Source organism: Bacillus xiamenensis (assembly GCF_000300535.1).
Classification (GTDB): domain Bacteria; phylum Bacillota; class Bacilli; order Bacillales; family Bacillaceae; genus Bacillus; species Bacillus xiamenensis.
Map to the genome: position 1 here is coordinate 21,314 of NZ_AMSH01000039.1, position 10,975 is coordinate 32,288.

At 44.5% G+C, this 10,975-nt stretch carries 4 protein-coding genes and 1 riboswitch; all 4 genes read left to right on the forward strand.

Annotated features, from left to right (window positions below; all coding sequences use genetic code 11):
• Position 1: 1 nt before the first annotated feature.
• Positions 2–1,093, forward strand: coding sequence for an ABC transporter ATP-binding protein (locus BA1_RS12520; protein ID WP_008359507.1), 1,092 nt, complete (start codon positions 2–4; stop codon positions 1,091–1,093).
• Positions 1,093–1,962 (forward strand): ABC transporter permease, encoded by an 870-nt coding sequence (locus tag BA1_RS12525; RefSeq protein WP_008359509.1) that lies wholly within the window; start codon positions 1,093–1,095, stop codon positions 1,960–1,962. Before BA1_RS12520 ends, BA1_RS12525 begins: the two co-directional genes overlap by 1 nt.
• Positions 1,955–2,758 (forward strand): ABC transporter permease, encoded by an 804-nt coding sequence (locus BA1_RS12530; protein WP_008359511.1) that lies wholly within the window; start codon positions 1,955–1,957, stop codon positions 2,756–2,758. Before BA1_RS12525 ends, BA1_RS12530 begins: the two co-directional genes overlap by 8 nt.
• Positions 2,759–3,126: 368 nt before the next feature.
• Positions 3,127–3,220, forward strand: a riboswitch (cyclic di-GMP riboswitch).
• A gap of 140 nt (positions 3,221–3,360) precedes the next feature.
• Positions 3,361–10,975, forward strand: a 7,615-nt coding sequence (locus tag BA1_RS12535) for an amino acid adenylation domain-containing protein (protein WP_051009122.1), incomplete at its 3' end; no start/stop codon positions are given.

A 10,975-nucleotide genomic window follows, 5' to 3' on the forward strand; every position in this document is an offset into this window, starting at 1 on the left:
CATGAGTGGAATCAATTTAGAACATATCAGCCAGCATTTCGGCGAACAGATTGCTCTTCGTGATGTCAGTCTTACGGTGAAAGAGGGAGAGTTTTTCTCCCTTCTTGGTCCTAGTGGCTGTGGAAAATCAACTTTACTCAATATCATTGGCGGGTTTTTAGAACCGACAAAAGGCGTCGTCTATATTGGTGATCAGGATGTGACGACTTTACCGCCTTATCAAAGGAAAACAGGCATGGTGTTTCAAAGCTATGCACTTTTCCCACATCTCACCGTATTTGATAATGTGGCATACGGGTTAAAGGTTCAAAAGAAAAAGAAGGCGGAAATCAAGCAAAAGGTCATGGAGAGTTTGTCGCTTGTTCAATTAGACTCGTTTGCCAAACGTATGCCGCACCAATTAAGTGGTGGTCAGCAGCAGCGGGTGGCAATTGCCCGGGCGCTTGCCATTCAGCCGTCCGTTCTCCTTCTGGATGAACCGCTTAGTAACCTAGATGCAAAGCTAAGAAAAAATATGCAGTCGGAGCTTCGAAATATTCAACGAAATGTAGGAATTACGACCATTCTCGTGACTCATGATCAGGAAGAAGCTTTAAGTCTCTCAGACCGAATTGGGATATTAGGTGAGGGAAGAATTCAGCAGATTGGGACGCCTTTAGAGGTATATCGCCAGCCAAATAATCGATTTGTCGCTGAATTTATCGGGCAGGTCAATCTATTTGAGGCGGAGTATGATGAAGCTAGTTCCACGTATATTGTTCCACATTTCACTCAGTCAAACGGGCAGCCTGTCCAGTTGAAGGCTGAGGGGGATAAAGAGAAGAGAAAGAAGCATTTACTCATGCTGCGTCCTGAGAGAATCAGCATATCTTCTGTGCGGGAGGAAGCTCAGCCAAACCATGTCACAGGGGTTTTAGCGGATGTTAGTTATATCGGGCACTCTTTACGTTTGGTTGTGCGGCTTGATAAAGGTGAAATCATTGTCCATGCATCAGATGCAGCATTTCCTCATCTGCCTGAAGTTGGAGAAACCGTGCATATTCATTGGCAGCCTGAAGATATCGTGTTCTTAGATTCGAAGGTGCATACGTGATGCGAATCAAAAAAAAGAATCAACGATTCCATTGGTTTATGCTGCTGCCAGCTTGTTTGTTTCTGGTTGTATTCCTTCTTGCTCCGCTTGTGATGATGCTTGTCCTTAGTTTTCGTGATGTTGATTCGATGATGAATACATTACAAACCTATAGTTTGTCTCAATATATACATGTGTTTACGACAGATGCATATGTGAAAGCAATTGGAAGTACAGTATGGGTGGCACTACAGACAACGGTGATTTGTTTATTGATGGCATATCCCGCAGCTTATGTGCTAGTCAAGGCACCTAACCCACGACTGCGAGCATTTTTCTATATCTTACTTGTATCGCCGCTTTTGACAAGTGTTGTCATTCGGACATTTGCATGGATCGTTCTTCTCTCCCAAAATGGCCTGATCAATGGCATGTTATTAGATTTACATGTGATTAAGCAGCCGTTATCGATGCTGTGGAATATGAATGCGGTGATTATTGCGTATGTTCAAGTGATGCTTCCTTTTGCGGTACTGCCTATTGCAACGAGCTTAACCGATATGGATCGTCATTTAAGGCCGGCTTCTATGAGTCTTGGGGCAGGACGTATCCGGACTTTTTTACATGTGACTTTACCACTGACCATTCCAGGAATGATCACTGGAGCCATTATTGTCTTCTCATTAGCAGCTGGGAGCTATATTACCCCGCTGTTAGTCGGCGGACGGATGCAGCCGCTGCTGCCTCTGTCTATTTATCAGCAGGTCATGCAGGTATATAACTTGCCTCTTGCAGCGGCTATGTCCTTTACGTTATTGGTTTGTGTACTCGCGGTGGTTAGTCTATTAAGCTATCTATTGAAGCGTTGGGAGGCGAGGATGCATGCGTAAAAAGTCAGTAGGAGACCGCTTGCTTTCGATCCTGATTTGGACCTCTGGCTTACTGGTGTATCTTTTTTTAACTATACCTGTTCTTGTCATTGTCCTTTCTGCTTTTAGTCCGAATGCCTTTCCTGAATTTCCGCCGACTTCGTTCTCTGTTCGTTGGTTTCATGAGGTCGTGTCAAACCCGGAATGGATGGAATCTTTGCGCATCAGTGTGATTCTGCTAGTGATTGTGACGCCGCTTACCGTTCTTTTAGGAACGATGGCTTCTTATGCTTTAGCGAGGCTTTCTTTTAAGGGGAAGGAGGCTATTCAAGCCTTTATTTTGTCGCCTCTCATGATTCCTCAGGTCGTACTAGGGATTGCTATGCTTTATTTGTTTACGGCTATGGGCTTTACAGGGTCTTTGTGGGCGCTAGTCATTGGTCACGTCATCATTGGTTTTCCTTATGTGGTTCGAACGGTGGGGGTCAGTGTGTCAAATCTTGATCCACGTCTCGAGCTAGCTTCTATGAATCTTGGTGCAGGGCCAATACGCACATTCTTTCGCGTCACGCTGCCTTTGATCAAGCCAGGAATCATCGCAGGCGGGGTGTTTTCAGCTGTTACGTCATTTGGGGAAATATCGATTAGTTTATTCGTCTCTTCTCCCCAAACCATTACGATTCCAGTGAGGACGTTTAATTATATTGAGCAAACCTTTGATCCTAGTGTCAATGCGATATCTGTCATATTTATTATCATTTCTATCATTGCGTTGCTAATTATTGAGAAAACGATTGGCTTGTCTAAGGTGATGTAAATATAATGAAGAAACAAGGAGCTGTCATTTGAAATGGCAGCTCCTTGTTTTGTTGTTTTTATGGTAAAAATATTCAGAGTTTTAGGGAATATAGTTCTTAAGGTTTAAGAAAATGCGGAGCACGAGAGGAGACCTCTCTCCTACATTTTCGGTCATATTTGCAAAAATTAAGGGGAAACATGAAATTTTTGCGGTATTTTGTCATTTATTTTCGGTGAAGCGCAACTATTATTAGTTAATTTCGGTAAATATCGTAAATTATGATGTGATTCCTTCGGTATAACGCATGAATCTTTACACCCATTTTTCGGTGAAAAAAACAATATTTTCATATAAAGTGTACGTAAATAGAAAATATCTAAAAGAAAAGAAGAAAAAGGCAAATCTATGGAAACATAGAGACGCAAAGCCATGTCCTAAGGTAAATGTTTCTTTTTTTGCTATGGTCGGCAGGCTACCGAATCAAAATGGGAGTCCCTCCGTTTTATTCGGGGTGGGCTCCTTTTCTGTCATTTCGTCTATTTTAATGAAATAGACTTGGTTCTTTTGATATAGAGGGTAAAGGGGATCGTATTGGTGTAGAAAACATAGAAGAGCGGAGGATGAGAATGAGTACAGTTTATTACCCCTTAACACATGCACAAAAGCGAGTATTCTATACAGAAAGATTTTATCCAGGTACAAGTATTTCTAATTTGGGTGGGTTTGCCAGATTAAGGTCGGTATCAGGTCTAAATCCTTCTTTGGTTGTTGATGTGCTTCAAGAGTACATTCGTCAAACTGACTCTCTTCGTTTAAGGCTGGTGTATCAAAACGAGCAGGAGGAGCCTGTTCAATATATCAAGCCATATGAAAAGCAGCCGATACGCCTGGTGAAAGGATGGAGTGAAGAGGAAGTAAGGACATGGGCGAACGAGCAAATCCGTGAGCCGATGGCGTTGATTGACAGTTCGTTGATTGAATTTACGGTCTTTCAAATCAGTGAGCAAGAATGCTGGCTGTTCTGTAAGGCACATCATATTGTGGCTGACGGTATTTCAATTATTCTGATGGGAAACCGCATCATCGATTTATATCATGACATGCTGCAGGGGGTAGACATCTCTCCAGTTGAGGATATTTCTTTTGTTGATCATATTATGAGTGAGCAAACCTATGAATCTTCTAAACGTTTTCAGAAAGACCGAAGTTTTTGGAACGAGCAATTTGCCGATATCCCAGAATTCGCTTCTTTAACACCGCATAAGGGATACGAGATGAGCTTACATGCGGAGCGGTTCTCGGGGGATATTCCAGCTTCTTTGAAGGAAAAGCTTCGTGCTTTTTGTGAAGAACAGAAAGTCAGTATGCTTTCTATGTTTATGTCCACTGTTTATATTTATTTACACCGATTTAGCGGCATGGAGGATGTTGTCCTTGGAACCTTTATGGGCAACCGAACGAATGCAAAAGAAAAAAAGATGATTGGTATGTTTGTTTCCACCATCCCGATGCGGGCATCTGTGAATGGGTCACAATCCTTTCTTGATTTCGTGAAGCAGGTCATGGCGGATCAGATGAAGATATTGCGTCATCAAAAATATCCTTACAATCTGCTCATGAATGATTTGCGGGAAAGAGAAGGGTTTACAGGACGTCTTTTTGATATTTCTTTAGAATATCAGGTCATGAAATGGCAGAAAAAAGAGAATCTGTCCTTCATTACTGAGCCTATTTTTAGTGGAAGCGGCATGAATGACATTTCGATTCATGTGAAAGACCGCTGGGATACAGATACATTGACCATTGATTTTGATTACCGTACCGATTTATTTAGTGAAGATGAGATGAGTCAGATGTTTGATCGATTCACGATCTTACTAGAAGCGGCGGTTTCTCAGCCTGAGCAGCTCATCGGGACATTGCCTCTATTGTCAGCAGATGAACAAAGCGAATTGCTTCAATTATCTGAGTCTGTGGGAGATTCATTTGAATTACCAGTAGCGAAGCCGGTTCACCACTTATTTGATGAGACAGCAAAAAAGCATGCAGATCAGGCAGCCGTGGTAGCGGAAAATGGAACGCTCACTTATGGAGAGCTGTATCAACAGGCTGACAAGCTGGCACGTTTTTTACAAATGAAAGGTGTTTCTCGTGATGTACCCGTTGCAGTTTTAATGAACCGGACGGCGGATGCGATGGTAGCTATTTTTGGCATATTAAAGGCTGGCGGAGCATATGTACCAATCGATCCGGCATTACCTGAGGAACGTATTCACTTCATTGTGGAGGATTCGGGTGCTTCTATTGTTTTAACAGAGGAGTCGTTAGCTCAGCAGTACCCATCCTTCAAGGAGAAAATGATCGTCCAGCAGCATGTGTTATTAGATGATTGCTCGCTGCCAGACCTTTTCAATCAGACGGAATCAAAGGATTTGGCTTATATGATTTATACATCGGGTACAACGGGAAAGCCGAAGGGTGTCATGATTGAGCATCTTCAGCTGCATCATTTGGTTCATGCACTGCATCACGAAGTGTATCAGGGAGCAAGTCAGCTGCAAATGGCGCTTCTTGCACCATTCCATTTCGATGCATCTGTAAAACAAATCTTTGCTGCACTTTTATTTGGGCATACGCTTCATATCGTGCCAAGGGAAACGACAAGAAATGGTGTACAGCTGGCTGCGTATTACAGAGAACATCAAATTGAAGCGGCAGATGGAACGCCAGCGCATGTACAGCTTTTACTTGCAGCCGATTTGGATGGGCTTGCACTCACTCACATGCTGATTGGGGGAGAAGCATTGCCTGCGAAAGCGGCGCTGTCTTTAGTTGAAGCTGTTCGCATCAGCCAGCCGAATTTTGCTCTATGGAATGTGTATGGTCCGACAGAGACGTGTGTGGATGCGGCGGTTCATCGTATAGATCGAAGTGAGCTGCAGGAATCGTCTGAACAGCGCTATATTTCGATTGGCAAGCCGCTAGGTCATCACCGGATGTATATTTTAAATGAATATGAGCAATTGCAGGTGCGCGGGGCGGCCGGAGAGCTATGCATTGCGGGCATAGGTGTTGGGCGCGGCTATGTGAATCAGCCTGAATTGACGGGGAAGGTATTCAGAGCAGACCCGTTTGTTCCTCATGAACGGATGTATCGCACAGGTGATTTAGTCAGATGGCTTCCAGATGGCACGATTGATTATCTTGGAAGAATGGATGACCAAGTGAAAATAAGGGGCTACCGTATAGAAACGGGCGAAATTGAAGCTGTGATGGAGCAGGTAGACGGCGTCGTTAAGGCTGTCGTACTTGTGGTCGATGAAACGGATGGTGAGAAGGCTTTAAGTGCTTATTATCAATCCCGTCAAGAGGCCCTCTCAGTGGACACGCTGCGAGCCGCTATTCAACATCAGCTGCCAGCTTACATGATGCCGCTTTATTTCAAACAGCTCGATGCATTTCCACTCACAGTCAGCGGTAAAGTCGATCGGCGTGCGCTAGCCGCATTAAAAGGAGACAAGGCTGTTAGTGCTGTTTATGTAGCGCCTAGAAACGATATAGAAACGAAGCTTGTTCGTTTGTGGGAAGAAATTCTTGATCAAGAGAACATTGGTGTGTATGACTCATTCTTTGATCGAGGCGGACATTCGCTCAAAGCAATGACAGTTCTCACGCATGTTCAGCGAGCTTTTCAGGTGGAGGTGCCGTTGTCCGTTTTATTTGAACAGCAGACGATTGCCGCACTTGCTGTCTATATTGAACAAGCGGAAAGATCTTCTCAAGTGGTGATACCGAAAGCGCCGCTTGCCGCCGATTATCCATTGTCACCACCACAGCAGCGTGTCTATATGGTGAGTCAATTGGAGCAGAGTACCGCATATCATATGCCTGCCGTTGTGAGGTTAAGAGGAACGCTGCAACGAGAGAAGCTGGATGCCGCCTTTGAAAAAATGATCGCACGTCATGATATGCTGCGGACTTCTTTTCATACAATCAAAGGAGTTCCTCGTCAGCGGGTCGCTTCATCAGTCCCATTTCAAATGGAACAGCTGACAGGCAGCACGATGGAAGAGAACATGAAGCAATTTGTCAGACCTTTTGACCTCGAGCGCGCGCCGCTTTTGCGGATTGGGCTTCAGTCTTTACATGATCAGGAGCACCTTCTCTTTTTTGATATGCATCACCTGATTTCAGATGGTCTTTCGATTGATTTGATATTGCGTGAGTTGTCAGATGCTTACGAGGGAGTGGTGAAAGCGCCATTGAAGCTTCAATATCAGGATTATGCCGTTTGGCAAGAGCATCAGGCAGATCAAGGTGACCAAAAGGACGAAGCATTCTGGCTGCAAGAATTTTCGGGAGAAATTCCTGCTTTACAGCTGCTCACCGATTATCAGCGCCCAGCTGTCCAGTCTTTCACAGGGGATCGTGTCATGAAAGAAATAGATGGTACGTTAAAAGCCCGATTACAAGAGCTTGCAGTCAATCATCACACCACGCTGTATACGGTTCTGCTTTCTGCTTACTATACACTGCTTGCGAAATACACAGGCCAAAAGGAATTCGTCGTCGGGACACCGACAGCAGGACGTGTGCATGCAGATCTGAATGATATGATCGGCATGTTTGTCCAGACGCTGGCTTTGCGGTCAGAGGTTGATCCGAACAGCACAATGACGCAGTTGATTGAGCATGTAAAGGAAAAGACGATGCGGGCGTTTGAACATCAGCAATACCCATTCGAGCGGCTGCTTGAAAAGCTGAATGTGCAAAGAGATTTTAGCCGCCATCCATTGTTTGATACCGTCTTTGCCCTGACGCCGGATCATTCGAAAGCACAGCATATTGGAGAGATGAAAGTCGAAATCGAGGAAACCAATTTCCATATTGCGAAATTTGATTTAACACTGCAAGCGATGGAGTCAGGTCAAGGTGTATCCTTCGTTCTCGATTACAGTACTGCTTTATTTAAACGCAGTACAGCAGAGCAGATGCTCAAGCATTATGTGTATCTTCTGGAGCAGATAGTTGAAATGCCGGAGGAAGCTATTCGATCGTACCGCTTACTGTCTGAACAAGAGGCGGAGGATCAATTGAATATGTGGAACCCGTTGCCTACGCCTTATCCTGCGGAAGAAACCATTGTGACGCAGTTTGAAGCACAGGTGCAGCAACAGGGGCATAAGCCTGCACTGCAATTTAAAGACGTGGTTCTTTCTTATCAAGAACTGAATCACAGAGTCAACCAGCTGGCTCATTATTTACGAGAACATGGTTTTGAAAAAGGGATGAAAGCGGCTTTATTCTTTGAACGGTCCAATGAGATGGTGATGTCAGTTCTAGCTGTACTAAAGGCTGGCGGTGTTTATGTACCAATTGATCCGGACTTCCCTGATGAGCGTGTAAAGCACTTTTTGACAGACAGCGGTGCACAGTTTGTGCTCACGCATCAGGTGCTGCGTCATCGTTCTGTGCTGGCTGATTTTGAAGGGACCATCATAGAAACAGAAGATCAGGCTGTTGATCAGCAGTCAGACAGCAATACGGGTATAGGTGTGTCACCTGAGGATTTGGCGAATTTGACCTATACATCTGGTACTACAGGCAAGCCTAAAGGGAACATGGTGACACACCGGAACATTTTGAGGACGGTGAAGCAATCGAATTATCTCACCATTCATCACGAAGATACGGTGATGAGCATCTCAAACTATGTATTTGATGCCTTTATGTTTGATGTGTTTGGGGCTTTATTGAACGGAGCGAAACTCATTGTTCTGCCAAAGGACAATATCTTAAACATGAATGAGCTTTCTGGAGCGATTGAGAAGGAAGAAGTCAGCATTTTAATGATCACAACGGCTCTTTTCCACTTACTGATTGATATGAAAAAGGACAGCCTGAAGAACGTGAGAAAAGTACTGTTTGGCGGAGAGCGCGCGTCAGTACCTCATGTTGCGTCAGCGCTTGAAACGGTAGGGGAAAACAAACTTGTTCATATGTATGGGCCGTCTGAAAGCACGATTTTTACAACGTATTATCCTGTCAATCAAATAGATGAACGGGCGTTATCTATTCCCATTGGAAAGCCAGTGAGTCAAACGGCTGTTTACATTGTAGATGAATGTGGACATGTGCAGCCGCCAGGTGTTGCAGGAGAGCTCTGTGTTGCTGGTGATGGACTGGTAAAAGGGTATTATCGCCGGCCAGAACTAACAAGCGAAAAGTTTGTAGCAAATCCTTTCCGATCTGGCGAGGTCATGTATAAAACGGGTGATTTAGCACGCTGGCTGTCAAATGGAGATATTGAATTCATTGGACGAATGGATCAACAAGTGAAGATTCGAGGACAGCGGATTGAACTGGGAGAAATCGAGCACCAGCTGCTGCAACATCCACAGGTGAAGGAAGCTGTTGTAATTGCAGCGTCAAATGATACATTGTGTGCGTATTTCACAGCAGACGGAGCTGTTCCGCTAGCGGATTTACGTGAGCAAGCAGGACGTGAACTGCCTGTTTATATGGTGCCAGCCTTCTTCATGCAATTAGACGAGCTTCCGCTGACAGGCAACGGCAAGGTAGATAGACGGGCTTTACCGGTGCCTGATTTGAGTGAGCAGACAGCAAATGAATTCGTCCCTCCTCAATCAGATACAGAGCGTATATTGGCACACATTTGGGAAGAAGTTCTTGAAGTGCCGAGAATCGGAAGACACGATCATTTCTTTGAATGCGGGGGTCATTCGCTGCGCGGCATGAAAATGCTGAACAGACTGTATGAAGAGATGAATGTGGAATGCACCCTGAAAACTTTATTTGAATCACCAACATTAGAAGCGTTTGCTCTTGCGGTTGATCAAACAGATCAAACCGAAATCAAGCGAGTGGAGAAAGCGGAAAAGGCGGCTTTTTATCCAGTGACATCTGCTCAGAAAAGACTGTTCGTTCTGCAAAAAATGACAGATGCTGAAAGCTATCATATGCCTGCCGCTTTAAAGCTTGAAGGCGTATTTGATGAAAAACGATTTGAACAAGCCGTTGAACAGCTTGTTCATCGTCATGAAGCGTTCCGTACGAGCTTTGATTTCGTTCAGGGTGCACCTGTTCAGCGGATTGAACCAAATGTCTCTGTAGACATTGAAAAAATCGAAGGGAATGGCCGAGACATTCAGCAGCTAATGAATGACTTTATCCGTCCATTTGATTTAGAAAAAGCGCCTCTACTCAGAGTGGGGCTTGTGTCTGTCTCCGTCAATGTCCGTTATTTACTGATTGATATGCACCACATTATTTCAGATGGTGCGTCTGTCGGAATTTTAATTGAGGAACTTTCGAGCTTGTATCGAGGAGACGAACTAGAGGAATTACCTGTTCAATATAAGGATTATGCTGTTTGGTCAAAAAGTGAGGAATCCCTTGCGCAAAAAGAAATTGATGAGGCGTTCTGGCTGAAGCAATTACACGGAGAACTGCCTGTATTGGCACTGCCTGAAGACCTGCCAAGACCAAAAGTGCAGACATTCGAAGGAGATCGCGTCGCATTCTCGATCGACGGCCCGCTTAAAGAGAAATTGGATGAGCTGGTCAGATCGCTCAACAGTACGACGTATACAGTGCTGCTTGCTTGCTACAGTACACTTTTAAGCAAGCTTTCGAGACAGGAAGATATCATCATCGGTTCTCCGGTTGTGGGCAGAACTCATCCTGATATTCAATCTGTGATCGGCATGTTTGTCAATACGCTGGCACTCAGAACAAAGCCTGCGGGACAGCAGACATTTGCTGAATTTGCGTCAAAAGTTCATCAACTTGTATTAGAGGCAAACGAACATCAACTGTACCCGTTTGAAGAATTGGTGGATCAAGTACAAACGGTGCGCGACACAAGCCGCCATCCAATCTTTGATGTGGTGTTCTCGATGGAAAATGCAGATATCCGTGATTTGTCGATGGATGGAATTCACATTGTTCCACAACCATTCAAAGAGAACATCGCCAAATTTGACTTGACCCTAACTGGAAATGAATCTGCTGATCAGATTGAGCTTGTGTTTGATTTTAACTCTGCTATCTTTCAACAGCCGTCAATTGAGAAGTGGAAGGAATATTTCCTTTATTTGATTGAACAAATGGTGTCAGCACCAGATCAATCATTAGATCAGATGCAATTATTGTCACCACAGCAGCAGCAAAAACTGCTGGGCGAATGGTCAGGGCCAGTCCTAGACGTCCCGT